A 26,436-nucleotide genomic window follows, 5' to 3' on the forward strand; every position below is an offset into this window, starting at 1 on the left:
GTTCATAGCTTATTGAACTCTCCAAATGGATTTTTCCAGAAAGCGGTAAATTTGGAGAGCCGTAACTTCTTTTTACAAATTCAAAAATTTGAAAATGGCTATTTTATTTCAATAACTGAAGGTGCTAAAAAAATAGGTTCGATTATTGCCTCTTTAGCTACGGGGCCTAGTCCTATCACCACTACTGTAATTCCCGCAAGAACAGATTCTCTTTTTTTAAAACTCGTTGCTGAACGAATTAGTACTAGGATGAGAGGAATTGCTCTAGTTTCAGTATTTGTTCAAAAAGAATTAGAAACTGATACTGCAAAAGCCTTAATGTCTGAAATTATGGACATGATTGAGAATGAGTGATTTAAGAAATTATATTTCTCAAATTAAAAAGATCAACGATCTTAAAATAATAAAAAGAAAAGTTTCGACAAAATTCGAAATAGCCGGCATTACTGCAAAAGTTGATGGTTCACATGCTGTATTGTTTGAAAATATTAAAGAAAGCAATTTTCATTTAGTTGCAAATTTAGTGGGAACCAGGAAACGATTTGCTTTAGCAATGGGCGGGACTGAAAATAATATACACGCAAAAATTATTTCGGCAATTAAAAAAGCCAAACATCCAAGAATTATCCCTTCAGGAAAATTCTTGGAAAACAAGTCAAAAAATCTCTTTTCTATGCCTATTGTGACTCATTTTGAAAAAGAATCTGGCCCTTTTATCACATCTTCTGTGGCTTATGCCAAAAACCCTGAAACTGGAAAACAAAATTCTTCATTTCATAGAATGATGCCAATTGATAAAACTCATTTTACAATTAGAATGGTGGAAGGACGTCATCTTCACAGATGTTTCGTTGACGCAAAAGAACATGGAGAAGATCTCAAAATTGCAATCACAGTAGGTGTTCATCCAGCAATTTTGATTGCAGGCGCATATCAAGCAGAATGGGGAAAAGATGAAATTGATATTGCAAATTCGCTTTTAGGCGGAAAACTTACTTTGACGAAACTTCCTTTTTCAGGGTTGAATGTGCCATCAGGTTCCGAAATTGTAATGGAAGGAAAAATTCTGCGCGACAAAACTCATCCTGAATGGATGGTTGAAATGCTTCAAACATATGATCATAAAAGATCTCAGCCTGTTTTTGAACTTGAAAATTTATTCTTTAGAACCAACCCTATTTTCCATGATGTCCTATCTGGATATTCTGAACATAGGTTACTGATGGGAATGCCAATTGAATCTAAGCTAAATGGTGAATTAAAAAAAGCATTTCCTCAAACACTCAAGGTTTCTATGACTAATGGTGGATGTAATTGGCTACATGCAGTTGTGCAAATTAAAAAGAAAAGCGATTCCGATCCTAAGAAAATAATTAAAAAGACATTTGATTCACATCGTTCATTAAAGCAAGTAACTGTAGTTGATGAAGACATTGATCCTACTAGTGCAGAATCAGTAGAGTATGCTATGGCTACAAGATTTCAAGCTGATAAAGATTTAATGATTCTTAAGAAAGTTCGTGGCTCAAGCCTTGATCCTTCAAGTAATCAAAAGAAATTACAAACTGCTAAAATGGGAATTGATGCAACACGCTCTCTTTCTAAACGTCCAGAGGGCTTTGAATTAGCTAAAATCCCAAAAATCAATAAAATCAATCTAGAAAAATATATCCAATAATCATTAAACTGATTAAATTAAATTGGATGAGTAAAAGATCATATTAAATCAAAGATATGTCTTCTAAAAATTCCCAAATACGTGAAAAAAGTCCCTCAGAATCACATGCAGAAGTAATAGTTAGGATGTTTCCTTCTGATGCAAACCCTGCAGGAAATGTGTTTGGTGGTGAAATTCTAAAACATATTGACATGGTTGCAGGAATTGTGGCTCAGCGACATTCTCAATCAAATGCTGTTACTGTGTCTATGGACAGTGTCAATTTTCTAAAGCCTGTGTTTGTAGGAAATGTTCTCAAATTAAATGCAAGAATTAACTATGTACATAACTCCTCAATGGAAATTGAAGTAAAAGCCGAAGCTGAGGATATTGTAACAGGAATAAGGACTCTAACTGGAACTGCTTTTGTTACATTTGTAGCTCTAGATAAAAATGGAAAACCAACACATGTTCCAAAATTAGCTCTTAAAACAGATGAGGATAGAGCCAAATTTGAGGAAGGTAAACTCAGAATGGAAAAACGTCTAAGAAAGCGTCAAAAATAAACTTCTCTTAATTTCTATAGATCCATTTAAGAATAACAAAAATTATCTTTAGTTATTGTCTGAACAAGAAAAAAACAATGAATGGGATTCCTTATGGCAAGAATACACAAAAGCACTTGACAACTGGAAAACTGTTTATGAACAAATTCAAAAAGCTAGTAGTGACATGCAAGAAAAATTCAATCAAGTATGGGACAAAGCAACTGTTGAATCTAGTACTGAAACCATGAAACTGTTTACTGAAAACTGGCAAAAATCAATGGCTGATGCTGGAATGAATTCTTTCAAAGAATTTACTGAAAACTGGCAAAAAGTACTAAATGATTCAAATACTTCCACTTTCAAACAATTTACTGAAAACTGGCAAAAGGCTTTCAGTTCATCTGGACTAGAACAAATGAATGCCTATGGTGAAATGATGAAGAAATTCGCTGAAACCTGGAGTTCAATGTGGCCAAAATCTTAATTCCTTGAATTGAGAAAAAAATTATTCTTTTTTTGTAGTTGTATTGCTATAGAGATAATGACTGCTTTTGAAGTAACAGATAATCTGTCTTCTCTTGGTGAATTCATTTAGCATTAGTCTAAATGATAGTTTTTGGTAAACTGATTGTTTTTCATTTTATAATAGGATACTGGTGAACAAAATCTAAAAAAATTCATCATATTTTAAAACTTTGAAAAATATACTGTCGATTTCTAAAAACCATGAATATTATTTCTAGGTCATGCATACTGTAAATTTCTAAATTAAAGTGAAATATAAAAAAAGAAAAATCAATCACACACTAGTTTTTTTGTGTGATAGGATTAATCCAAGATTGGATTGTGTTTTTATTCAATTCAGCAAATGCGTTTATGTTATCATTGAATGTTTTGATGTTTTGAACAGTTGCATCAATTGTTGTTTTAACTAATTGATTGTTTACTGTACTTGCTTGAACAATTTGCTTGTTTGTATCAATAATTGCAGTTTTTGCAGCATCAGGAATATCTGAAATAATTCCAGTCTTTTTTGCAAATTCTTGTTGTACCGATACAGATGCATTAATTGTTTTCTCACAAGTTTTCATACATTCTTCTTGCAATTGTGTCATAGCTTGAAAATACTGTGGGGTGATTTTTGAAATATTTTCAAAGTATTTTTGGACATTTTGCTTGTACATTGAATATACATTGTTTGATTGAGTTTGTGTGCTCATACGATAACATTTTGACACTGATATATATACTATTGGTAACTATTGGTAACTATTGGTAACTATTGGCTACCAAAACATATGTAATAAAACTCGGTTATGATTTCAAAAGAATAAAACTGATCTAATCCAAATTTTGTTGATGGAGATTACTCAGAATGAATGCTTTGTTGAATTATCTAGTTTTGATGATTTAGCAAGATACGTTTGTGCCTTTCAAGAATATCCTAGAAGAGTATATTCTCAAGAATTCAAAGGTTCTAGAATTATTTCAAGTAGTTTGACTCTTGCAAATACTTTGTTGATTTTTTATGCCCCTTTACCCAAATTTGGAAGATATGTTTCATATCGAGTTAACGGAGATAAGGAAATTTGTGATGTTGTTGAATCTACAAAAAATATCTCAAATTATGCACCAATTGTTCATATGGAATCAGAAATTTCTCCTTTACCAGCAGAATCAAAAAAAATATCTGATATATTCTATCCAATTCAAGTACGAGATTTAGGAAGTTTAGCTAGATTAACATATAATCCTGAATTTCCAGACGAATCTAATCTTACTCTATATGCACTTCAACACAAAGAATTTTGGGTAATAGGATATATCACTTCATTAGAAATGGATGAAGTCTATTATAATTTCAATTATGTTAAATTAGATTCTGAACCTTCAAAACATTTTATAAAATATCAGGGAAATCTAGGAAAAGAACCAGAATTTTCTAATAGTATAGAGCATGGATTTTCATATTTGCCTATTATTAAAATCAAGAAAAATCCACATATTTTTGGATTTTCAACTTAACTATTTCCATATTGTTAATTCTTTAATTTTTCTCCTTGATTCTTCAACTAATCGTTTCATTACAGGAATGTATATTTCAGCAGCATATGCAATTTCAATATCTTTATGATTTTCAATATCTAAAAATGTTGAGACATTAATTTGATTTTTACCTACTTTAGGTTCATTCTTTTCATTTCTTTTATGATTAATAATTTCTAAAAATACTGGTAATTGCCTTTTTACTTCGATATCTAATTCTTCTTTAGAACGTAGTTTTTCATTACTTAAACTAACTTTGATTTGTTGATTAATATCATCTTCGTAGCGGTCAGATGCTCTAATCATTATCTTGATCTCAGGAATTCTTTCTGATTTAATCTTACATTGACATATTTTTTTTATAAAATTTGGATATGGGTTTCCATGTTCATATTCATATTTCTGTAAAAACCACTGGAAAAATTTGATTGCATTTTGGTCGTTTTTCTTTATTGCTTTTTCATGAAATTTCTCTAGGGAAATTTTTTCTGAAATGAATAATCCAAAATCTCTATTTGCTTCTTCAAAAATACCATCATAAGTATTACTTACCGAATTAATGAATTCCTTAAAAAAATGATTTACATAAAATGGATCTGGGTCATATTGTTTAATCTGTTTAACACAAATTTCACAATCTCTTATCTGTTCTTCAATATTCATTGATCTTTGCCAGATTCTAGGTTTACATATTTTGATTGCTTCTTCAAACTTGCTGCTAATTCTTTAAAAATTTCATTAACACTTACATCTACTAGATTTATGGTTGCATTTTCTTTTACAATTTGTTTTTCAAATTTTTCTTTAATTGCAAAAGATACTGATGACCAATGAAGAATTCCCTTCAATTGTTCTTCAGCAGTGACATTTGTTGTAGGGAAATTCGCTGGAGAAAAAACAATTCCATTTGTCCATTGCATTGTAGGAATTCCTCCACCAGATGATCTTGTACTAAACGCTATTTGCTTTACCCAATCATCAAATTTATATTCAATCACCTCGTGAATTATCAATTTTTTCCATGGTTCTATTGATATTTCCATCTAATAATGAGGAATCTTAAACCAATTATAATCTTATTTTTTCATGTTTTTCATTTTTTCTTGTTTTTATCATACATCTAGTTCCTCCAAATTTTATTGATTAAAATTGCTTATTTACTAGAAATCAATCAGTATTTTTTATAATGGATAAATGGGCTGACTATTTAATTTCTAAAGTCAGTTATGACTCAGATCATTTGATCTCTGTTGCAATCCGTCATCAAGATACTGAGCAAGGAATTACAGAAGGCAAGCCCATAGATCGTTTGACCATTGCCTCTGATATTAAGAACGGTTTACTCTACATTACAATTTACAATGGGAAAAATTCCTGGAAAAAAGGACACAAAATTAAAACATTCTCAATTAGCGGTACTCCATATCTACGAATTGATGGAAATAAAGTAAAATTAGATTATCTTGGAGATATACAAGAATTATTGATTCCTGAATATGATTTTTCCGAACAATTAGAATCACATCAAGAACCAATCACAGAGCCAGAAGAGGAAGCAACACCGGAGCAATTAGCTAGATTAGAACAATTAGAAAAACAAATTGAACAATTAGAATCACATCAAGAACCAATCACAGAGCCAGAAACTCTTCCCAGTCCTAGAGGTTCATTACCGAAAGATTCCACAGAAGAGCTCCCTCAAGAACTAGATCTTGCACCAGAACCAATCACAGAGCCAGAAACTCTTCCCAGTCCTAGAGGTTCATTACCGAAAGATTCCACAGAAGAGCTCCCTCAAGAACTAGATCTTGCACCAGAACCAATCACAGAGCCAGAAACTCTTCCCAGTCCTAGAGGTTCATTACCGAAAGATTCCACAGAAGAGCTCCCTCAAGAACTAGATCTTGCACCAGAACCAATCACAGAGCCAGAAGAGGAGGAAGCAACACCGGAGCAATTAGCTAGATTAGAACAATTAGAAAAACAAATTGAACAATTAGAATCACATCAAGAACCAATCACAGAGCCAGAAGAGGAGGAAGCAACACAGGAACAATTAACCCAATTAAATGATTTACAACAACAAATTGATGAATTAGAAAATATATTGTCATCTAATCTAAATTTATCTTCAGGTAAATCATCTAAACAAATTCCTAAAATTAAGAAATCAAAAAAACCTGAAGACACAAATATTGAACAAAAAATAATTCGTACTTTACAAAAACAAAATCAAAAACTTGATAATATTGAGAAAAAACTTCATAACTCAACAATTGAAAAAACTCTTGAATCTAATTCACTTGATGCTTATTGTGTAAAATGTAAAACAAAAAGAAATATTGAAAATCCTGAAGAGACTGTAATGAAAAATGGTAGACCAGCAATACGTGGAATATGTGCTGTTTGTAAATGTAAAGTTTTCAGAATCATAAAAACTAAAAAAAATTAAATTATTTCTAAATTCTAAACTTGTTTAAATTATACTTGACCTGATTGCCATGCCTGATTGAATTTTTTAATGGCTTCCTGATATGCTGCAATTGAATCATCTCCCGATGTTGAAAGAAATTTCTCCCACTGTTCATTAAATTTCTTTATTGATTCAATATTTGTCTCCTTGAAAATGCTTTCAATCATCTTTGTTTGTTGTTTGATGTATTGTGGTCCAATTTCTTCCCAAGTATTTTCCCAACTTGAACTCACTTTTTTTAATAATTCTGCATCGGATTCTAATGCTTTTTGACATGCATCATGATAAGTCATTAGAGTTTCATTGGTGGCTTTTTGCCATTGAGCAAGAGATTCTTTCCATCCATTTAATGCAGCATTGTATTCTTTCCATGCTTTTTCAAATTCTGGTTTTTTTGATGATGCTGATTTTACTTGTTTTTTTGGCTTGGAATCTACCTTTTTTACTGGCTTTTTTTTAGCAGTTGCTTTTTTCTTTACAGCCATATCCTGTTTAAAAAATAGTAGATGTTAAATCTTTCAATAATTTTAGGATTAGAAAAAAAATCATTCAATCTTCGTTAAAATTTTGATGCTTTGGTAAATTTTGGAGCATGTTTTTTATCTTTATTTTTAAATAATTCATAGTGCTCTCTACAAAGATTTCTAGTTTCTCGAAAACTTATACTGATTGTCTCTAATGCTTTTTGTTTGCACTCTGAGATACTACATTTCAATACGAAAAATATCTCCTGATCAGTAATAAAACTTTGAAATTATGTCATTACCACTGCTAACTTTTTATCATTGCGTAATATCGAAAAAATATGAACGACGATGAGAAAGGAAAGCGATTTTTAGAATTAATTGATGAGCAAAATAATCTTCAATGGAGTGCCATTGCAAAACTGACTTCTTTAATTAGTTCAAAATGGAATTCCAGAGAGCTTCAAAATGAACTGGAATCAATAGTGGAAAAGCATTCAACGATAACAAAAGAGCTTAACAGTCTAGATGAGAATAGTAGTATTTTATAGAGCAGAATCTACCATTAGTGCAATAAACAATACTGCCAAATATGGACTAGAAAATTTGAACAAAGTCCATGAAGCTTTCTCCATAGGCTTTACAATTACCCATATTGACAAAGCAATCATTAATGCGCCTGATACAATCGCAGTCCATAGATATACACTACCTACCATTGAATCTCCATTTTCGGTAGTAATGAAAAATGGCGCAATTGAAAATAATACCATGACCACAGTTGATCCTGCAATTGCTCTTGCAGATGTTTTTTCTGATTGAACTGCAGTTAGCATCGGGACATTTACTTTGTTATAATCATCCTTGAAATGTAATGTCAAAGCCCATATGTGCATTGGAATCCAAATAAACACTAATCCTGCCATTGCTAAACCCATCGTCCATAAATCTGACATACTTACAGCTACCCAACCAATCATTGGAGGTGAACCTCCACACAAACCTCCTAAAATTATATTGGTTCTTGAATTTCGTTTTAGTACATAAGAGTAAACTAGAATATTATTTACTAATCCAAACGCAATGAATGCAGTTGCCCATGCACCTTGTTCTAAAGTAGTAGTAAAAGAAATTCCGAATGCTAAAACTAATGATATGCCTGCTAATACTAATCCAAAATTTCTTGCTTTTTCAGCAGGATAGATCCTTTTTGATGGAAGTGGCCTACCCTTTGTTCTTTCCATAATAGCATCAATATCCCTATCATGATAATTTGTTAAAGTATTAGCAGCGGCCGAGCCTGCTGCAACTGAAAACAACATTAGTAACCAAGTTGCAGGAGAAATTTCAATATCATAAATATTAGATGCTGTTAATGCTGCACCAAATGCAGTAAAGACAAGTAAATACCAGATCTTTGGCTTTGTTAATTCATAATATACTGCAACTCTTGATTCAGATTTTTGCTTTTGCAATACTAGTCACTACCCTTTGATGGCATATATGGCATTGCTTTCATTCGTGATTTCATCTCAATAAATGATTCTGAAGACTGTATTCCTTCAATTCTACCAATTCGCTCTGAGATCATTTTATGCATCTGATCTAATGATTTTGAATACATAGTTACTAAAATGTCAAATCTTCCTGTAACTTCAGCTACTTCTCTTACTCCATCTATTTTGAATAATTCTTCTATAATGTGATCGCGATTTTTTGTATCCATATTAATCCCAGTTAATGCTTTTACATTATATCCAAGTTCAGCATCATTTACATCAATAGTAAAACGTTCAATCAATTTTCTTTTAACTAATCTTTTGATTCGTGAATATACAACTGATGAATTTACATTGATTTTCTTTGATAATCTCGGAACTGAAATCGATGCATCATTAGATAATTCTGATAAAATTTGTAAATCTAAATCATCTACTTTTGCCGTTTAAAACACCTGAGTCGATCTAGATTTCTGGTTCTTATAAAGTTATTATTGAAAAAATTACAAAAAATTATCTAAATCTTGCCTTTTTTGTATAACATTTCTGCAAGTAACACTGCACCTTTTGCTGAACCCATTTTTTTATTATGTGAGAAGAGCATGTATTTGAGACCGTTATCAAATAACTCTTCTTTCTCAACTCTTCCTATTGTGGTTGTCATTCCATCACCAACAGTTCTCTCCATTCTAGGTTGAGGTCTTGTAGGATCTTCATGAAATGCATAGTAATCTTTTGGAGCAGAAGGCAATCCTATAACTGAAATATCTTTGTTGCATTGATTGTAAGTCTCTTTTGCTCTTGCAGGATCAATCTCCTTTGTCGTTTCAACAAACACAGATTCTGTGTGTCCATCTATTACAGGAACCCTAGTACAAGTACAGCTAATTCTAATGTCTGCTTCTTCAATTTTTCCGTCTTTTAGTTTACCTAAAATTTTTCTGGTTTCTTGTCTTACCTTTCCTTCTTCTTTCGGAATGTATGGAATTATGTTATCTGTTATTCCCATAGCCGACACACCTGATTTTCCACCACCTGAAATGGCCTGCATTGAAGTCATCATGACTTTTTTTGCACCATATTTTTCAAGTAATGGTTTTAATGTAATTGCTAAACCTGTGGTTGTACAGTTTGGAAGAGGTGCTACCCAACCTTTCCAATTTCTATTCTTTTTTTGAATATCAAGTAATTCTGTCTGCTCATCATTAATTCCTGGAATTAGAATAGGTACATCGTTTTCGTATCTATAAGCTGAACTAGTTGAGATAACAGGTAAATCAACTGCCATTTTAGTCTCAATGTCTCTTGCAGCTTCAGATTCAACAGCAGAAAATACCAAATCTAATTGTGATACATCTAATTCATCAATTGATTTTACTGTCATTTCTTTGATGTATTCTGGGATTTCTCCACCTACATCCCATGCAACAATTCCACTTGAATCCTTTATTGCATCTAGGTATTTCTTGCCTGCAGAACGTTCAGACGCTGCAATTTGAGTTACTTCAAACCATGGATGATTATTTAATGACTGAACAAATTCCTGACCAACAGAACCTGTAACTCCAATAATTGCAACCCTTTTTTTAGCCATAATTTACTAATTGATGTCTTTCAATTAATAATCGTTTTCTGAATCACCAAAACATACTAAATCAGCAACTATTATTTGGAACTGTGAAAATAAGAACAAAATCTTCCATAATTAGACATATTCCAGTAATTCATGGAGGAAGGGACCCTTTGAAAAATTCCAATCCTCAAATATTGGATTTTAGTTCCAACATTAATCCACTTGGAATCCCTCCATCCGTAAAAAAATTCCTTAAAAAAAATCTTGACACTATTCAAAATTATCCTGATTTAGGCTCATCTGAACTAATTTTAAGTATAAAAAAATACACGCAATTAGATAAATCAAATATTCTTGTTGGAAATGGTGCAATTGAACTAATCTATAATTTCTGTTTTGCCTTTCTGTCTGGAAAAAAAGTATTGATTCCTATTCCTACTTTTCAAGAATATGAAACTGCAGCAAAACTCAACAACAGTAAAATTTCATTTTTTAAAACATTAGATTTGTCTGAAAATATTAATTCATTTATTTCAAAAATTCCAAGAAATGGTTGCATCTTTATTTGTAATCCTAATAATCCTACAGGAAAACTTTTGCCAAAAAAACAAATGCTAAAAATAATTCAAAAAGCACAAAAATATTCTTCTTTAGTATTTGTTGATGAATGCTTTATTGAACTAGTTCCTGAATCCAACGAATCAGTAATATCATATATAAAAAAATACGATAATCTATTTGTTTTACGTTCTTTGACTAAATCTTTTGGATTTCCTGGATTGAGAATAGGTTATGCAGCAGCATCAAAGCAAATGGTTGAAATTTTGCAGAAAATAAAAATCCCGTGGAGTGTAAATTCCCTAGCACAACATGCAGCAAAAATTTCTCTTAAAAACAAATCCCATCTCACAAAATCAAAATTAGTTATTAAAAAGGAATCAAACTATCTAAAAAATAAAATCAATAAATTTTATGGATTTGAATGTTGTGATTCTTCAACAAATTTTATTTTGATAAAAACAATTCATGATTCAACAGAATTACAAAAAAAATTACTCAAACATAAAATCCTTATTCGAGACTGTAAAAATTTTCGAGGATTAAACAATCATTATTTTCGTATTGCTGTGAAATCTCATAAGGATAACATAAAACTAGTAAAAGCATTGGAGAATTTCACATGAAATCATTAATGATTCAGGGAACATCTTCTGGTGCTGGAAAAACAACTCTGGTTGCAGCTCTTTGCAGAATTTTTTCAGATAAAGGATACAGTGTTGCTCCATTCAAATCCCAAAATATGTCAAATTTTGGATATATTACGCCTACATTTGAGATTTCCAGAGCACAAGCTATTCAAGCAATTGGTGCTCGTTGTAAAATCACTCCTGACTTAAATCCTATATTACTCAAGCCAATAGGAAATTACAATAGCATTGTATATCTAAATGGAAAGCGCTACAAAAAAATGCATGCAAAAGATTACTATGAAAAATTTGTAAACACCAAAGGATTCAACATTGCATCTAGATCTTTAAAAATATTGCAAAAAAATTTTGATTTAGTAATTTTAGAAGGTGCAGGATCGCCTGCTGAAATCAATTTACAAAAATTTGATATTGCAAACATGAGAATTGCGGAAAAAGCAAAAGCTTCAGTATTACTTGTTTCTGATATTGACAAGGGCGGTTCCTTTGCAAGTATTGTAGGAACTATGGCTCTAATTGAAAAAAAATATCAACAACTTGTCAAAGGTTTCATATTTAACAAATTTCGAGGGGATATTGATGTGTTAAAACCAGGATTTCAAAAACTCAGAAAATTTACAACTGTTCCCGTTGTTGGTACTGTCCCACTAATATCGATAGATTTACCTGAAGAGGATTCTCTTCATGTAAAACCTAAAGATATCACATGGAATAAGAAAAATCTTTTAAAAATTGATAATGAACTAAATCGATTAGCAAAAACTGTAAAATCAAATATTGATATCAAATCAATTGAGAGAATGCTAAAATGATTCTTGAATCTATTTTTATTGTTGGTATTGCAATTTTTATTGATTTAACATTAGGGGATCCAAAAAATAAATATCATCCTACTGTTTGGATGGGCCAATTAATTGCTACACTAACACCTATCGCAAAAAATAAAAATCCCACAATTGAAAAAACTGGAGGAATTTTAATCATAATTATTACTAGTCTGATTGTTATTTCATTACTTTTAATTTTAAATGTTGGAATATCTCTAATCTCTTTTGATTACATTTCAATTATAGTATCTGTAATTATTGGTGGATTATTACTAAAAACTACAATTGCTATTAGAGGAATGGAAAAGCATACCCATAAAGTTCTAGAATCCCTTGATAATGATCTAGATAAGGCTAGAGCAAGTCTGTCTATGATAGTTAAGAGAAATACTAAGAATCTGGATAAAAATCACATAATTTCAGGCATGTTGGAGAGTATTAGTGAAAATACTGTTGATGGAATAACCGGCCCTCTTTTCTATTTTTCAATTTTCGGTCTGCCTGGAGCATTTGTGTATAGAGTAATTAACACTGCAGATTCAATGATTGGATACAAAACAGATCTATTCAAAAATGTAGGGTGGTTTGCTGCAACTTGTGACACCCTTTTGAACTATGTTCCATCTAGACTTACAGGCTTGACTATGATTATTTCAGCTGCTATCTTAAAAAATAATTGGAAGGAATCGTACAAAATCATGATTCGTGATGGTAAAAAAACTGAAAGTCCAAATGCTGGATATCCTATGGCTGCATTGGCAGGAGCACTTGAAACAAAATTTGAAAAGATAAATCACTACAAGTTAGGTGATGGTGAAATTACATTAACAAAAGAACACGTGTACTCTGCAATAACAATGATGAAACTTACGTCAATTCTTTTCTTTGGAATAGTTACAATTCCAATAATTTCTGTTTTATCTCTAATCGGATGGTGGATTAATGCTTAAAGAAATCGGTTCTGTTTTTTCATTTCTTACAATATTTCCATCTTCCAATACAACTCTAGAAAATATTGCAAAATACATGTATCTTTTTCCTATAGTTGGAGTTGCGATTGGATTTTTAGTTGGTTCTTTTGGATTTGGGTTATCTTTATTTTTAGATCCATTATTAGTTAGTTTGTTAGTTGTAGCTTTTATTGCAATCGTAACTGGAATTCATCATGCAGATGGTTTGGCTGATTTTGCTGATGGATTAATGGTCAAAGGTAGTAAAGATAAAAAGCTAAAAGCGATGAAAGATCTTTCAACTGGTTCTGCAGGAATTGTTGGAATAGTGTTATATCTAATTGGATTGGTGATTACAGTTTCACTTACAAGTGGATTTGATTTGTTTAAAGCAATTTTGATTAGTGAAATTCTAGCAAAATTCTCAATGGTATTGTTGGCCAGTCTTGGAAATTCAGCCTCCTTAGGCTCAAATTCGCCTTTTGTAGACGTGATGAAAGATAAGAAAAAACTCACTGCCGCATTCATAATCATGCTAATTCCTGTCATCGCTATTGGTGAAACAACTGGATTAGTAATGCTCGGCGTAACTGTAACTCTTACTATTTTTCTTTTAGCGCTATCCACTCGTAGTTTTGGTGGAATTACTGGTGACGTGCTTGGCGCTACAAATGAACTTACAAGATTAGCTTCATTGATGGTGTTTGTATCAATATGATTGGAATTGTGATGGCTGGTGGTAAAGGTACTCGTATGAATTTAGATGACGAAAAATTATTGCTCAAATACAAAAAACCAATCATACTTCACGTAATTGATTCGTTAAACAATTCCAATATTTTTTCAAAAATTCTAGCAATTACAAGTTCTAATTCTCCTAAAACAAAAAAACTACTTCAAAAAAATAATATTGAAATCTTTGACACTCCTGGAATTGGTTATGTTGAAGATCTAAATTTAGTACTAAAGGCCATAGATGATCAAGTTTTAGTTACTTCTGGTGATTTACCTTTATTGGATGAAGAAATAATCAAAAAAATTGTAAACCAATATGATTCTCAAAAAACATGGACTAGCATCCTTGTAACTAAAAAATTCCTTTCTTCACTTGGACTTGAATCTGATTGTCCAGTAAATTTTTCTGATCAAGTATGCCATTATACTGGGATTTCATTAGTAAATTCAAAAAGAATTACATCGCTTGAAACTATAGATGAAAATTATATCATATTTGATGATAAGAGACTTGCATTTAATCTAAATTCTAAACAGGATTATGATTTACTCAGCACTACCTGAGACTTTGCCATTAATTTTGGCTTTAGAACCTGTTGCTTCTGCAATTGCATTTCCACAGGAATTGCATGCAACTTGTGTTGATGCATGAGAATAAACTACTTGTAATTCTCCACATTCATTACAGTTGACTTTTTGAAACTTACTTGCTGGTTTTGGAATCTCAATGTGATCTTTTTTCATGCTGCCACCAACTCAAATTTCTTAATTCTAACTCCTACTTTATTGTATTTCTTTTTACAAACAGTACATGTCATAATAGGAGTAACTTTCTTTGTAACTTTGGCTGGTTTTGCTAATTTTGGGAATTTCTGTCCACCATATCCCTTTTTACGTTCTGCGTGTCGACGCTCACCTCTAGCTGAACCACGTCTTTTTCCAGCCTTGTAAATGGAGACCTTTTGTTCAGTATGTGTTTTACACTTTGCACAATACTTTCTGATCACCTTAGGAATGTTCATATCAAAAAAACCTCTTCAACCGTAATTTAAGCATTGAATCTATAATAGGCGCAAAATCCAATTATTATCTGTGACTTCGAGCCTGGCAACTTCGATCTCTTCATTGAATTCCGTAGCTATGGGTGACAAAAAAGCCGATCTTATTTTAAAAAATTGTAATTTACTATCAGTTTACACACGAGAAATTCTCCCAAAAATTCAGATTGCAATAATGCGTGATAGAATTGCATATGTTGGTCCTGATGCTTCACATACTTTAGGTCCAAAAACAACTGTAATTGATGTAAAAGAAAAATATGTTTCTCCTGGTTTTGCAGATCCTCACTTGCATATTGATCAATTTGTGTTGCCTTCTGAATTTGTACAGAAGGCTCTTCTTTGCGGTGTTACTTCTTTATTTTCAGATCCAATCGATATTGTAAGCGTTGCAGGTTACAAAGGTTTTCAAGAATTTCTTAAACTTGGGGAAGATTTACCGATAAGAATTTTCCAAGTTGTACCTGGAGGTCTTCCTGTGGATGGAAAATTTAGTAACAGTGACTCTCTCACATTATCGCAAGAAAAATCTGCAATAAAACATCCACATGTTCTTGGTTTGGGAGAAGTTTTTTCTTGGACCAAAGTAACTCTTCGTGAACCAAAAACAATGAAATCTATTTCATCTATGTTGGAGCATGATTGTATAATTAATGGCCATACAGCTGGTGCAAGTGAAAAGAAACTTAATGCATATGTTTCCTCTGGTATTTTATCATGTCATGAACCAATCAATTTTGATCAAGTGTTAGAACGATTACGTCTTGGAATGTGGATAATGATTAGAGAAGGCTCGATAAGACGAGATTTGAAAGAAATTATTCCAAGCGTTTTATCTCATGGGACGTATCTTAATCGTTTGATGTTTTGCTCAGATGGTCTTGATCCTCTTGATATTATGAATTTCGGTCACATAGATCATTGTGTAAGAGAATCAATCAAACTTGGCCTCAAACCAATAGATGCAATCACTATGGCTTCAAAAAACAATTTTGATTATTATAACATGGGAAAAGATCTTGGTGGAATAGCGCCTGGAAAATTAGCAGATATTCTAATCTTTGATGATCTAAAATCAATTAAACCGACCAAAGTCTTTGTAGGTGGAAAACTAGTTGTATCTAATGGAAAAATTGTCACATCTATTAAGAAAAAATCAATATCTCCATGGTTCAAAAAAACTGTAAAATTAAAAAAATTCTCAAAAAATGACTTTCTTATAAAATCAAAAAAGAAAGATGTACTTGCAAATACTATATTCATGCAAACTGAAATCATTACTAAAATCGGTTCAGCTAATCTTCATTCAAAGGATAATCAAATTTCTGCTTCTTTAGATTCTGATATATGGAAAGTTGCAGCATTTGATAGAATTCATGGTACAAATCAACATTCTATTGGATTTCTTGAAAATTTTGGAGCTGATATTGGTGCATTTGCATCTACGTGGAGTTTTCATGAAAATGATCTGATAGTAATTGGATCTGATGATTCTGATATGGCAATAGCTTCCAACCACCTTATACAGAATCAAGGTGGACTTGTTGTAGTAAAATCTGGTAAAATTCTTGCATCTTTGCCCTTACAATTTGCAGGAATTATTTCTACAGATTCTTTTGACAAAGTATCCAAAAATTTTGAAAATATCAATAATGTCATTGTTGATTCTGGATGTAAATTTTCCAGACCTCATCTGATTCCATTGTTTTTGCCTTTCTTGGCATTACCTTCTGTTAGAATTCTTTCAGGTGGAATTGTAGATGTGAAAAAACGGTGTTACATACAACCGATCAACTAAGTAATGTTAAAAAGGGGGATTCGGGGACTGAAGCTGAAACTAAATGGCATCGATTCAACAAGGACCAAATGGACCTGTTCTAGTTCTAAAAGAAAGTGCACTACAACAGAAAGGTAAAGATGCACAACAAAACAATATTTCTGCAGCAAAATTAGTTGCAGAATTAGTAAAAAGTAGTCTTGGACCTCGTGGTCTAGATAAAATGTTAGTTGATTCCTTAGGTGATGTTACTATTACAAATGATGGTGCTACCATCCTCAAAGAGATTGATGTTCAACATCCAGCAGCAAAAATGATAGTTGAAATTTCTAAAACAGTAGATAATGAAGTAGGTGATGGTACAACTTCTTCAGTTGTATTTGCAGGTGCTTTATTGGCAAGAGCAGAGGATCTTCTCAAAAAAGATGTTCATTCATCAACTATTGTTGATGGTTTTCAGGCAGCTGCAGACAAAACTCTTGAAATTTATTCTGCACTGGCAAAAAAAGTACTACCTGATGATAAAGACTCTCTTAGAAAAATCGCTACAACCAGCATGCAATCAAAATTAATCTCTGAAGACAGTGGAATATTATCAAAAATTGTAGTTGACGCAATTCTCAGCATCGCTACAAAGAAAGGCGATGAATACTCAGTTGATCTTGAAAACATTAAAGTTGAAAAGAAGTCTGGTGGTTCAATTCAGGATACACAAGTTATACAAGGAATTGTTTTGGATAAAGAAATTGTTCATAGCGGAATGCCAACAAAAATCGAGAATGCCCATATTGCATTAATTAATTCTGCATTAGAAATTGAAAAAACTGAAATGAGTTCTGAGATTAGAATTACAGACCCCACTCAAATGCAGATGTTCTTAGAAGAAGAAAATAGAATGATAAAATCCATGGTAGATAAATTACATGATATTGGAGCAAATGTTTTGATTTGTCAAAAAGGCATTGATGATATTGCTCAACACTATCTTGCAAAATATGGAATCATGGCAGTTCGTCGCGTAAAAGAAAGTGATATGATTAAACTTTCAAAAGCTACAGGTGGAAGAGTAATTAGTAATCTTGATGATCTTTCAGAAAGTGATTTAGGTTCCGCAAAATTGGCACATCAAAAAAAGGTGGAATCTGATAAATGGGTTTTCATTGAGGGTTGTAAACACCCACAATCTGTTACAATGTTAATTCGTGGAGGTTCTCAAAGAGTAATTGATGAAGTTGATCGTTCTATTCATGATGCGTTAATGGTAGTAAAAGATGTAATTCAAAAGCCTGAAATTGTTGCAGGTGGTGGTGCACCTGAAGCATACGCAGCATCATTGCTCAAAGATTGGGCTGATAATTTTGATGGCAAAGAACAACTAGCTATCAAGAAATATGCAGAGGCTCTAGAAGTAATACCATTGACAATTGCTGAAAATGCAGGAATGGATCCAATTGATACTATGGCAAATCTACGAGCCAAACAAAATCAAGGTCGTAAATGGACTGGAATCGATGCTAGAAATACTCAGATTGCTGATATGATGGCAATTAATGTTATAGAACCCATTGCAGTCAAAGAGCAAATAATCAAATCTGCTACAGAAGCTGCTTGCATGATTCTTAGGATTGATGATGTTATTGCTACATCTGGTGCCCCCGGTGGCGGAATGCATTAAATCTGTAATTTAGTTAAAACTAAAAACTTCAAATTTTCTAAAGTTACTATTGTATAAAATTGGCATAGATTTAGGCGGTACCAAAACCGAAGTAATTTTACTTGATGAAAATCTTCGTGCTTTAGAAAGAAAAAGAATCCCAACACCACAAAATGATTATGAAGAAATAATCAATAACATCTCATCTTTGGTTTTGGAAGTATCAGAAAATATTTCTGATTTTTCTATTGGTATTTGTACGCCTGGCGCCATTTCTAAACAAACTGGGTTGATAAAAAACAGCAATACTCAATGCTTGATTGGGAACTCTCTAAAACAAGACCTAGAAAAAAAACTTGGGAAAAAAATTTCTATTGAAAACGATGCTAATTGTTTCACTATGGCAGAAGCTAAAATGGGTGCTGCTATGGATTATGGTTTAGTTTTTGGAGTAATCATGGGTACTGGTGTTGGAGGCGGTATTGTGATTAATGGAAATCTTCATTCTGGTAGAACTAACATCGCTGGAGAGTGGGGACATCATATTTTACATCGTAATGGAAATTCCTGTTATTGCGGAAAAGCTGGGTGTGTTGAAACTTACATCAGCGGCCCATCATTAGAAAAACAATGGAAAAAACAAACTGGTAAATCTATGTCTCTTCCTGAAATTCTTTCTAATATTGACAATAAGATTGGTCAGAAATGGAAAGATGAATTTCTTGAAAATTTTGGTTACGGCCTTGCTAATGTAATTGACATTTTAGATCCTGATGCAATTGTTTTAGGTGGTGGTTTGTCAAATATTGATTTTCTATACACTGAAGGAAAAAAATCGGTTTATGATAAAGTATTTTCAGATCTAGTTGATACTCCAATTTTGAAAAACAAATTAGGTGATTCTGCTGGCGTATATGGCGCAGCACTATTAACTTAGTTTTCAGGACACCCGTCTATTCTTTGAATAAAATAACCATTTGTCATTATCTCAATTTCCATATCTTCTGGAACTGACTGTGTATGACAAAATCTACATTCCTCTGTGCTTACTTTTGCTGTTTCTTCCCCAATTCCTTTTAGCCATTCTTTTGCAAAAGAAATCGCTTTTTCTATATCGCTTTCATCAGTAACGACATCAAAATGCATTGTATGACCATCTTTTGCCTTAACATATGTGTCAAAAACATGAAAATCCATGTTTATCCCAAATTTTGGGAATATTTATTTTTAATTTCTAAAATTTTATCTACAATTTTATTTACATCTGCATCTAATTCTGTACTGATCAAAATTAATCCTGCTCCACCAACAGGAATTGTAATACGATAAATTTTTTCATACTTTGCTAATGCAAAAATTGGCTTGCCAATTTTATCTGATGTTTTTTTACGTGTAGACCAGCGATAAACTGCCTGAGATAAAGACATCTCAGTTTCTTCTCTTGTTAAATGACTTTTTAATCCCTGTCTCATTTTATCATAAAGTTCACCATAATCGTAAATCCCAACATATCTGATTTTTTTATCGCATTCTAAAACTTCATCACAAATTTTTTCATATTCCAAAATTATCCCTACTGAGGCTCAATTGTTGCAGGCGGTTTACTTGAAATTGTGTATGTTACCCATGTAACATCTTCAATCTCATTTGTTATTCTATTACTCATCTTCTCTAAAAGTCCATGTGGGAGTCGAGTCCAATCTGCCGTCATTGCATCTATTGAATCTACAACTCTAATCATTACAATATTTCCATATCTTCGTTCATCGCCAACTACACCAACTGCTCTATCATCGCCTACAGCTGCATAAGCTTGCCATACTTTATCATACAAATTAGCTTCTAGTAATTCGTCTTCAACAATTCTACTAGCTATTTTTGCAATCATTAGTTTGGTTGGGGTTACCTCTCCGATTATTCTGACAGCTAGTCCTGGACCGGGAAATGGATGTCTCATGAAAAGCTTTTCTGGAACTTCAAGAATTTTTGCTATTTTTCTTACCTCATCTTTATACAGTTCCCTTAATGGTTCTAAAATTTCTAAATTAAGCCAATCTGGTAGTCCTCCTACATTGTGGTGAGATTTTATCACAGCTGCAGGACCTTTGGAGACTCCGCTCTCAATTACATCTGGATATAGTGTTCCTTGAGCCAGCCATTTGAAGGGACCATTTTTTTCTGCAAACTCTGTAAAAACATGAATGAATTCCTCACCCACAATCATTCTTTTCTTTTCAGGATCTTCTACACCTTTGAGTTTCCCAAGAAATTGATCAGCAGCATCAATTGAAGTAAAATTCACTTTGAAATTATCTTTAAACATCGCCTCAATTTCTTTTTCCTCATTTAATCGTAAGAGGCCATTATTTACAAAAACACACTTTAGTCTATCTCCGATTGCTTTATGAATTAGTAGTGCCACTACTGTGGAATCTATCCCCCCACTAACTCCACAAAGTACATTTCCTTCAATTTTAGAAATTTTCTCTACTGCAGAATCAATAAAACCCTCCATAGTCCAATCTTGATTTGCACCACAAACTTTCAAAACAAAATTCTTGAGAATTTCCGTACCTTGTTCTGTGTGTACTACTTCTGGATGAAATTGAATTCCATAAATTGATTTGTCTTCTGATGCAATTGCCGCAGCTTTTGCACCTTCTGTATGTCCAATAACTTGAAATCCAGGTGGAATTTGCTCAGCTTCATCCCCGTGACTCATCCATGCTCTAACTGATTCTCCAATCCCATTTAGAAGATCTTTGTCATTATCAATTGTAAGCAAAGATGAACCATATTCTTTGTTTGCTCTTTTTACTTTGCCGCCATACTTGTTAACAATCAATTGATGTCCATAACAAATTCCGAGTAACGGTAAATCCATTTCAAATATTTTATTTTCAGGAACTGGGGCATCTGAATTATAAACGCTTGATGGTCCTCCAGAAAAAATTATTCCTTTTGGATTAAGTTTCTGTAATTCTTCAAAACTAATATCATAAGGTACAAGTTCTGCATAAACTGAAAATTCTCTTATTCTTCTGCAAATCAAATGGCTATACTGTGACCCGAAATCTAAAACTACTATTTTGTCCATATTATCACTTTTTGATATTTTCAAGCATTCTAGTTAATGACCATCCTGCTGTGTTAATTAATTCGTTGACTCTTTCTTTTTGTCTGTAGTTTTTAATTATGATTTCTCTAATGTCTGATCCGTTTTTGTTAATTATGTAATCAATAATTGATTCCTTTTGGATTTTTCCGTTCTCTGCTTCTTGGAAATCTTTCTTTTTCATTTCACCAATAATTCTGTCTAAAAAGAATGATTTGAAGGGTGGTGTGTCTGCATTTATCATAATTTCATTGTCTAAAACTATGGATAATTGCTCTGGTGTTACATATGCATTAGCAATTATCTTGCCATCATTGACTCTTTTAATTGGAATTGAATTTTTCACTGGTTTTTCAATAATTTCTGGTTTGGTATGGATCTCTGGCTCTTTTTTCATTTCTAATTGAGAGGCTTTTGTAAAACTAGAATCTTTTAAGAATAAATCTAAAACAGTGATGTTTTTTTCTAACATTTCAATGGATTCTTGATGTTTGTCTATTTGTTCTACCAAACTTTCTTTCAAAGCAACAATTTCCTTTACCTGCTCTTCAGAAAATTTCATAATTTGGTTAATGTGGGATGGGTATTAAATGCATTCTAGGTAATTATAATATCCAGTTCTTTGTATGATATTTTTTGAAATCCCTTAATTGATTTTGACGTGGTAAATAATTCTGACTTTGTAATAGTTGATAACCATTCTAAAAGATTTTCCCCTTTTTTTAATTTCATTAATTTTGTTTCTCTATCTATTTTTTTTGTATTTGAAAATTTACCGATTTTTTTTCCAAAATCCATTCCAAACAAAATTATTTTTTTTGCCCCATAGTGATTTGCAAGAAATACTCCTCTATCCCCATCAGTAAATCCACCAAAATTTTGTATTTTACTAATGGGTTTTGATTGTGTTGTTCCAATACAATTTTTAAATTTTTTTGCTAATGCTAACTTTTCAATATTATCACCATGCGCATGAACAACAAAAATGGCTTGTGTTTTTGCAATTTTTTTTAACGTGTCTTCATCGCCATCCAAATCTGTAACTATGATGTTTGGCATGATCCCATTTTTTACAAGTGGTTCAAGTGAACTATCTGCAGCAATTTTAATTGATTTTTTGTATCTTTTTAATACTGGAATGGCCGTTAATAACGAAGGGCCTGAACCAATAACAAAAACTGTTTTTCCTTCAATTAGGCGGATAATTTTCTGATTTACGTTTGATTCTTTTAAAATTGAGTTTAACAGAATAGCTGATTCTTTATCCTTTTTTTCACTATAATTGAATTCTTTTAAAATATCTGCATATCTCTTTTTCCAACCTAATTCCATCATATGACTCAAATTGCATTAGATTTGATAAACCATGTGGCAAAACTTGCAAATGTAGGCGTAGGTGGAAAAAACCCTGTTCGAATAATGGGAATTCTAAATACAAGTCATGAATCATTCTACAAAAAATCCATCCATACAAGTACGATTAAAATAAAAAATTACATAAAAGAGATGGAAAATACAGGCGCTGATTTTATCGATGTTGGCGGAATGTCTACTGCGCCATATCTACCTACTATGATTTCTGAGAAAACAGAATCAAAAAGAGTTCTTTCTGCAATTAAAATTATTCAAAATGCATCCAATCTGCCAATCTCAGTTGATACATGTAGGGCCAAAGTTGCAAAAGATGCTTTGGAAAATGGTGTTGAAATAATCAATGACATTTCAGGATTAAAATATGATGATGAAATGAAAAAAGTAGTATCAAAGTTTTCACCATCTCTAATTTTATGTGCATATGACTCTAAAACTGTTTTAGGAAATCCCATCACTTCAACTAAAAAACTTCTTAGAGAAAGTTTGAAAATAGCCAAAAGTTCTCATATTTCATCTGAAAAAATTGTATTGGATCCTGCTATTGGATTTTTTAGAAAAACAGGGCAAGGTCAATTTTTTACCAAAATTAAGTCAGATTGGGTAGAGCGAGATCTATCAATAATTCAAAACTTGAATTTGATAAAACAAAGTTTTCCAATTTTGATCTCAGTTTCAAACAAATCTTTTCTGGGGAGAATTTTGGGAAAAGAAAATCCTGCTGATCGGTTATTTGGATCCATTGCAGCAGAGACAATCTCTGTTGTTAATGGAGCCGATGTTATCCGTACGCACAATGTGCAGGCAACTAAAGATGCAATAACTATTGCATCTAAACTGTCAAAACAACACAAAGGCTTATAATCAATATTTAACTTTCTTAACAAGGTTTCATTGGAATTTAAAGAAGGATTAACTTTTGACGATGTTCTTCTTGTACCCAAATATTCAGATATTACAAGCAGAAGTCAGACCGATCTAACAACAAAATTATCTCGAAATATATCAATTAACATTCCTTTTGTAAGTGCAAATATGGATACTGTTACAGAATCTTCCATGGCTGTAACCATGGCTCGTGCTGGCGGTATTGGAATAATTCACAGATTTTTGACCATCAAAGAGCAAGCACATGAGGTTCTCAAAGTAAAACGTTCAGGAAGCATAATGATAGAAAATCCATATTCTATCACTTTAAACAAGTCTGTTCAAGATGCTATAGATTACGCACATGATATGGAAATATCTGGTCTTTTAGTAGTTGATTCAAATTCTAAATTAATAGGAATAATAACAGAGAGAGATTTACTTTTTGCTGATCCAAAACTTCGCATTGAAGATGTTATGACAAAAGATGTCATTACTGCAAAATTTGGGGTTTCTCTTGATGAATCTAAAGAAATTTTGCATAAACACAGAATTGAAAAATTACCAATAGTTGATGACTCTGGAATGATAAAGGGATTGATTACAAGTAAAGATATTACAAACAATGCTGATTTTCCAAATGCATCAAAAGATAAGAAAGGGCGTCCACTAGTTGGTGCCGCAGTTGGCGTAAAAGGTGACTTTTTAGAAAGAAGTGAATCTCTTTTAGAGGCAGGTGCAGATGTACTTGTTGTTGATATTGCACATGGTCATAGCGAAAACGCCTTGAGTACAATTCGTAATATCAAAAAAGCATTTCCTGACTGTGAACTGATTGCAGGAAACATTGCAACTGCTCAAGGTGCTGAAGATTTGATTAAAGCAGGTGTTGACGCAGTTAAAGTTGGTGTTGGCTCTGGATCAATTTGTATTACTAGAGTGATTACTGGTTCTGGCGTTCCGCAATTAACAGCAGTGATGGATTGTGCAAAAATTGGCAAGGATTATGGCATTCCTATAATTTCTGATGGTGGTACTAGAACTTCTGGTGATGCGACAAAAGCATTAGCTTCTGGAGCTTCGTCTGTAATGGTAGGCAGTATGCTTGGAGGAACTGATGAATCTCCTGGTACAGTTTTGACTAAAAATGGAAAACGCTTCAAGGTTTATCGTGGAATGGCTTCTTTAGCTGCTTCAATTGGTAGAAAATCCAAAGAAACAGGCTCAATTTCCCTTGATGATGATCTTAATGATTATGTTGCAGAAGGGGTTGAAGCAATGGTTCCTTACAAGGGAACTGTTACTGATATTCTCAAGCAACTAACTGGTGGGGTACGCTCTGGATTGAGTTATTGTGGTGCTCATACAATCACACAAATGCAAGAAAATGCAGAATTTATCAAAATGTCAAGAGCCGGATTTGCAGAAAGTCAGCCTCATGATGTTTCTTTGATGTAAAAAACATCTAAAAATCCTTAAGTTCATAATTGTTACACAAAATTCATGAAACTAGAATTACATCAAAGAGAAATTGATTCACTTGGAGATGAAAATATCGAATTAAAACTAAAAGTAAAAACAGAAGAATTAGAGAGAAAAGAATGAAACCTGTTGCTATTTTTCCATCAATTCTAGTAATGATAATTGTATGTTCAACGCTAACACCCATTTCTGCTTTATCTGGAAGCTCAACTGAATATGGTTCACTAAACATAGATCAAGATTCAGTTTCTATTTCTGAAATCACTCCTACAATAATTCAAATTTCGGGAACTGTACTTGATTATAGTTCAGGCCAGATGATATTAATTGAAATTATGAAACCTGATAATACTTTAGTTGTCCTGAAAACTCAAGCAGACAACAAAGGAATTTTTTCTACTCCTATAATTTTGGATTCTAATTGGATTGTAGGAAATTATCAACTCTTAGCAACTCATCTTAATAACGACATTGGCTCTGCATCATTTTCTATTACTTCTGTTTCTACTCAGAACATTCCAGTATTTTCAAACATAGGAAGTTTAGAGATTGATACTGAAGAAATCACCATCACCGGTAATGAGAAATCTACCGTTGAGGTAAACGGTAATATCGAGAATTATCAAAGAGGAGAACCAATAACCTTAAAGATTATTCATCCAGACGGATTAATTTCTGATGTAATAATTACTGGAAAATCTAATGGTGATTTTACAGCTCATATCACCGTTGAAGAGAATTGGAAATCTGGAAGTTTCAGTATTCTTGCATCTTATAATGAAAAGGATTTTGGCAAAGTAGATTTTCAATTAAATAAAATTCAAATTCCAACATATTTCAAGAATGTTGCTGCCTGGTGGTCTGATGGTTTAATTGAAGACTTTGAATTTGTAGATGGAATAGAATATTTGATTGCTGAGGGAATTATTGAGATTCCAAATCTATCTCAAAATTCTAGTTCTAAAAATATAATTCCAGATTGGGTTCGTCAAAATATTGGATGGTGGTCAAATGGTCTTACATCTGATACTGAACTAGTTAATTCAATACAATATATGGTAGAAAAAGGAATAATCCAAGTAAATTAGATTTAGTCTCAAATTTTTGATGTAGATAATTTTTTAAGCAGTAT

33 protein-coding genes and 1 pseudogene are annotated in these 26,436 nt (G+C 32.4%); 18 read left to right on the plus strand and 16 right to left on the minus strand.

All coding sequences use genetic code 11. The features are described 5' to 3' along the window. The first annotated feature begins 12 nt into the window (after positions 1–12). From K5783_RS08780 to K5783_RS08795, 4 genes are read left to right on the plus strand one after another with little or no spacing between them, the layout of a single operon-like run. Positions 13–354: a hypothetical protein gene (locus K5783_RS08780; RefSeq protein ID WP_297473780.1), complete on the plus strand. Its 342-nt coding sequence runs from the start codon at positions 13–15 to the stop codon at positions 352–354. Continuing rightward, a complete protein-coding gene (locus K5783_RS08785) occupies positions 347–1,678 on the plus strand; it encodes a UbiD family decarboxylase (protein WP_297473781.1) in 1,332 nt (443 codons plus the stop codon). Before K5783_RS08780 ends, K5783_RS08785 begins: the two co-directional genes overlap by 8 nt. A gap of 56 nt (positions 1,679–1,734) precedes the next feature. After that, positions 1,735–2,223 (plus strand): acyl-CoA thioesterase, encoded by a 489-nt coding sequence (locus K5783_RS08790; protein WP_297473782.1) that lies wholly within the window; start codon positions 1,735–1,737, stop codon positions 2,221–2,223. 55 nt (positions 2,224–2,278) lie between these two features. Then, on the plus strand, positions 2,279–2,689 hold the full coding sequence (locus K5783_RS08795) for a hypothetical protein (protein ID WP_297473783.1): 411 nt from the start codon (positions 2,279–2,281) through the stop codon (positions 2,687–2,689). A 322-nt stretch (positions 2,690–3,011) separates the two neighbouring features. Here the strand turns inward: K5783_RS08795 and K5783_RS08800 are convergent, their stop codons facing one another. Then, positions 3,012–3,425 carry a hypothetical protein gene (locus K5783_RS08800; RefSeq protein ID WP_297473786.1) on the minus strand — a complete coding sequence of 138 codons (414 nt, stop codon included), beginning with the start codon at positions 3,423–3,425 and terminating at the stop codon, positions 3,012–3,014. 139 nt (positions 3,426–3,564) lie between these two features. Between K5783_RS08800 and K5783_RS08805 the strand changes: the two genes are divergently transcribed. Continuing rightward, positions 3,565–4,230 carry a hypothetical protein gene (locus K5783_RS08805; protein WP_297473788.1) on the plus strand — a complete coding sequence of 222 codons (666 nt, stop codon included), beginning with the start codon at positions 3,565–3,567 and terminating at the stop codon, positions 4,228–4,230. Here K5783_RS08805 and K5783_RS08810 read toward each other — a convergent pair whose 3' ends face one another. Together K5783_RS08810 and K5783_RS08815 are read right to left on the minus strand one after the other, a co-directional pair. Further along, the gene (locus K5783_RS08810; protein ID WP_297473789.1) at positions 4,231–4,914 is read right to left on the minus strand and encodes a hypothetical protein; all 684 of its coding nucleotides are present in this window, start codon (positions 4,912–4,914) and stop codon (positions 4,231–4,233) included. It abuts the gene before it with no gap. Continuing rightward, positions 4,911–5,294, minus strand: coding sequence for a hypothetical protein (locus K5783_RS08815; protein WP_297473790.1), 384 nt, complete (start codon positions 5,292–5,294; stop codon positions 4,911–4,913). Before K5783_RS08815 ends, K5783_RS08810 begins: the two co-directional genes overlap by 4 nt. A 143-nt stretch (positions 5,295–5,437) precedes the next feature. Here K5783_RS08815 and K5783_RS08820 point away from each other — a divergent pair, with 143 nt between their 5' ends. Next, positions 5,438–6,703 (plus strand): DUF5679 domain-containing protein, encoded by a 1,266-nt coding sequence (locus K5783_RS08820; RefSeq protein ID WP_297473791.1) that lies wholly within the window; start codon positions 5,438–5,440, stop codon positions 6,701–6,703. A gap of 29 nt (positions 6,704–6,732) precedes the next feature. Here the strand turns inward: K5783_RS08820 and K5783_RS08825 are convergent, their stop codons facing one another. Then, positions 6,733–7,209 (minus strand): hypothetical protein, encoded by a 477-nt coding sequence (locus tag K5783_RS08825; protein ID WP_297473792.1) that lies wholly within the window; start codon positions 7,207–7,209, stop codon positions 6,733–6,735. 74 nt (positions 7,210–7,283) lie between these two features. After that, entirely contained in the window at positions 7,284–7,439 is a 156-nt protein-coding gene (locus K5783_RS08830; RefSeq protein WP_297473795.1) for a hypothetical protein, read from the minus strand. Between the two features lie 90 nt (positions 7,440–7,529). Here K5783_RS08830 and K5783_RS08835 point away from each other — a divergent pair, with 90 nt between their 5' ends. Then, positions 7,530–7,739 (plus strand): hypothetical protein, encoded by a 210-nt coding sequence (locus K5783_RS08835; RefSeq protein ID WP_109877412.1) that lies wholly within the window; start codon positions 7,530–7,532, stop codon positions 7,737–7,739. On the opposite strand, the gene cyoE is transcribed toward K5783_RS08835, so the two are convergent. From cyoE to asd, 4 genes and pseudogenes are all read right to left on the minus strand, one after another. After that, positions 7,734–8,663, minus strand: coding sequence for a heme o synthase (cyoE, locus tag K5783_RS08840; protein ID WP_297473796.1), 930 nt, complete (start codon positions 8,661–8,663; stop codon positions 7,734–7,736). The genes K5783_RS08835 and cyoE overlap by 6 nt on opposite strands. A 2-nt stretch (positions 8,664–8,665) precedes the next feature. After that, positions 8,666–8,989 (minus strand): Lrp/AsnC family transcriptional regulator, encoded by a 324-nt coding sequence (locus tag K5783_RS08845; protein WP_263970084.1) that lies wholly within the window; start codon positions 8,987–8,989, stop codon positions 8,666–8,668. Positions 8,990–9,040: 51 nt separating this feature from the next. Beyond that, a pseudogene (locus K5783_RS11260) lies at positions 9,041–9,103 on the minus strand (Lrp/AsnC family transcriptional regulator); the annotation flags it as partial. 101 nt (positions 9,104–9,204) lie between these two features. Beyond that, entirely contained in the window at positions 9,205–10,281 is a 1,077-nt protein-coding gene (asd, locus tag K5783_RS08850) for an aspartate-semialdehyde dehydrogenase (protein ID WP_297473798.1), read from the minus strand. Positions 10,282–10,364: 83 nt separating this feature from the next. Between asd and cobD the strand changes: the two genes are divergently transcribed. Genes cobD through K5783_RS08875 form a run of 5 tightly spaced genes read left to right on the plus strand, consistent with a single transcriptional unit; the run spans position 10,365 to position 14,544 of the window. Then, on the plus strand, positions 10,365–11,444 hold the full coding sequence (cobD, locus tag K5783_RS08855; RefSeq protein WP_297473800.1) for a threonine-phosphate decarboxylase CobD: 1,080 nt from the start codon (positions 10,365–10,367) through the stop codon (positions 11,442–11,444). Beyond that, the gene (locus K5783_RS08860) at positions 11,441–12,280 is read left to right on the plus strand and encodes a cobyric acid synthase (RefSeq protein WP_297473801.1); all 840 of its coding nucleotides are present in this window, start codon (positions 11,441–11,443) and stop codon (positions 12,278–12,280) included. The genes cobD and K5783_RS08860 overlap by 4 nt, the downstream gene beginning before the upstream one ends. After that, positions 12,277–13,245, plus strand: a complete 969-nt coding sequence (locus tag K5783_RS08865; protein ID WP_297473804.1) for a cobalamin biosynthesis protein — start codon at positions 12,277–12,279, stop codon at positions 13,243–13,245. The genes K5783_RS08860 and K5783_RS08865 overlap by 4 nt, the downstream gene beginning before the upstream one ends. Next, a complete protein-coding gene (cobS, locus tag K5783_RS08870) occupies positions 13,238–13,963 on the plus strand; it encodes an adenosylcobinamide-GDP ribazoletransferase (RefSeq protein ID WP_297473806.1) in 726 nt (241 codons plus the stop codon). The genes K5783_RS08865 and cobS overlap by 8 nt, the downstream gene beginning before the upstream one ends. After that, positions 13,960–14,544, plus strand: coding sequence for an NTP transferase domain-containing protein (locus K5783_RS08875; protein ID WP_297473808.1), 585 nt, complete (start codon positions 13,960–13,962; stop codon positions 14,542–14,544). Before cobS ends, K5783_RS08875 begins: the two co-directional genes overlap by 4 nt. Here the strand turns inward: K5783_RS08875 and K5783_RS08880 are convergent. Both K5783_RS08880 and K5783_RS08885 read right to left on the minus strand, forming a co-directional pair. Next, positions 14,527–14,724 (minus strand): 30S ribosomal protein S27e, encoded by a 198-nt coding sequence (locus tag K5783_RS08880; RefSeq protein ID WP_179371506.1) that lies wholly within the window; start codon positions 14,722–14,724, stop codon positions 14,527–14,529. The genes K5783_RS08875 and K5783_RS08880 overlap by 18 nt on opposite strands. Next, entirely contained in the window at positions 14,721–15,002 is a 282-nt protein-coding gene (locus K5783_RS08885) for a 50S ribosomal protein L44e (protein ID WP_109877403.1), read from the minus strand. The genes K5783_RS08880 and K5783_RS08885 overlap by 4 nt, the downstream gene beginning before the upstream one ends. A 118-nt stretch (positions 15,003–15,120) precedes the next feature. Between K5783_RS08885 and K5783_RS08890 the strand changes: the two genes are divergently transcribed. The 3 genes from K5783_RS08890 to K5783_RS08900 are packed head-to-tail and all read left to right on the plus strand — an operon-like array spanning position 15,121 to position 19,406. Then, a complete protein-coding gene (locus tag K5783_RS08890; protein ID WP_297473957.1) occupies positions 15,121–16,836 on the plus strand; it encodes an adenine deaminase in 1,716 nt (571 codons plus the stop codon). Between the two features lie 43 nt (positions 16,837–16,879). Then, positions 16,880–18,490, plus strand: coding sequence for a thermosome subunit beta (gene thsB, locus K5783_RS08895; RefSeq protein WP_297473811.1), 1,611 nt, complete (start codon positions 16,880–16,882; stop codon positions 18,488–18,490). 49 nt (positions 18,491–18,539) lie between these two features. Beyond that, complete coding sequence (locus K5783_RS08900; RefSeq protein ID WP_297473813.1) at positions 18,540–19,406, plus strand: ROK family protein; 867 nt, start codon at positions 18,540–18,542, stop codon at positions 19,404–19,406. On the opposite strand, the gene K5783_RS08905 is transcribed toward K5783_RS08900, so the two are convergent. From K5783_RS08905 to K5783_RS08925, 5 genes are read right to left on the minus strand one after another with little or no spacing between them, the layout of a single operon-like run. After that, positions 19,403–19,666, minus strand: a complete 264-nt coding sequence (locus tag K5783_RS08905; protein ID WP_297473815.1) for a DUF2024 family protein — start codon at positions 19,664–19,666, stop codon at positions 19,403–19,405. The genes K5783_RS08900 and K5783_RS08905 overlap by 4 nt on opposite strands. A gap of 2 nt (positions 19,667–19,668) precedes the next feature. After that, positions 19,669–20,034, minus strand: coding sequence for a hypothetical protein (locus K5783_RS08910; RefSeq protein ID WP_297473816.1), 366 nt, complete (start codon positions 20,032–20,034; stop codon positions 19,669–19,671). 8 nt (positions 20,035–20,042) lie between these two features. Continuing rightward, positions 20,043–21,566, minus strand: coding sequence for a glutamine-hydrolyzing GMP synthase (gene guaA, locus K5783_RS08915; RefSeq protein ID WP_297473818.1), 1,524 nt, complete (start codon positions 21,564–21,566; stop codon positions 20,043–20,045). A 4-nt stretch (positions 21,567–21,570) separates the two neighbouring features. Beyond that, positions 21,571–22,146, minus strand: a complete 576-nt coding sequence (locus K5783_RS08920) for a hypothetical protein (RefSeq protein WP_297473819.1) — start codon at positions 22,144–22,146, stop codon at positions 21,571–21,573. 35 nt (positions 22,147–22,181) lie between these two features. Further along, entirely contained in the window at positions 22,182–22,919 is a 738-nt protein-coding gene (locus K5783_RS08925) for a 6-hydroxymethylpterin diphosphokinase MptE-like protein (RefSeq protein ID WP_297473820.1), read from the minus strand. Between the two features lie 33 nt (positions 22,920–22,952). On the opposite strand from K5783_RS08925, the gene folP reads away from it, so the two are divergent. The 3 genes from folP (at position 22,953) to K5783_RS08940 (ending at position 26,392) form a co-directional block, all read left to right on the plus strand. Next, complete coding sequence (gene folP, locus K5783_RS08930; RefSeq protein ID WP_297473958.1) at positions 22,953–23,819, plus strand: dihydropteroate synthase; 867 nt, start codon at positions 22,953–22,955, stop codon at positions 23,817–23,819. A gap of 30 nt (positions 23,820–23,849) precedes the next feature. Continuing rightward, entirely contained in the window at positions 23,850–25,280 is a 1,431-nt protein-coding gene (gene guaB / locus K5783_RS08935) for an IMP dehydrogenase (RefSeq protein WP_297473822.1), read from the plus strand. A gap of 143 nt (positions 25,281–25,423) precedes the next feature. After that, positions 25,424–26,392 (plus strand): hypothetical protein, encoded by a 969-nt coding sequence (locus K5783_RS08940; protein ID WP_297473824.1) that lies wholly within the window; start codon positions 25,424–25,426, stop codon positions 26,390–26,392. The last annotated feature ends 44 nt before the right edge of the window (positions 26,393–26,436 follow it).

It is taken from the genome of Nitrosopumilus sp. (assembly GCF_025699125.1).
In the GTDB taxonomy this organism is placed as follows: Archaea; Thermoproteota; Nitrososphaeria; order Nitrososphaerales; family Nitrosopumilaceae; genus Nitrosopumilus.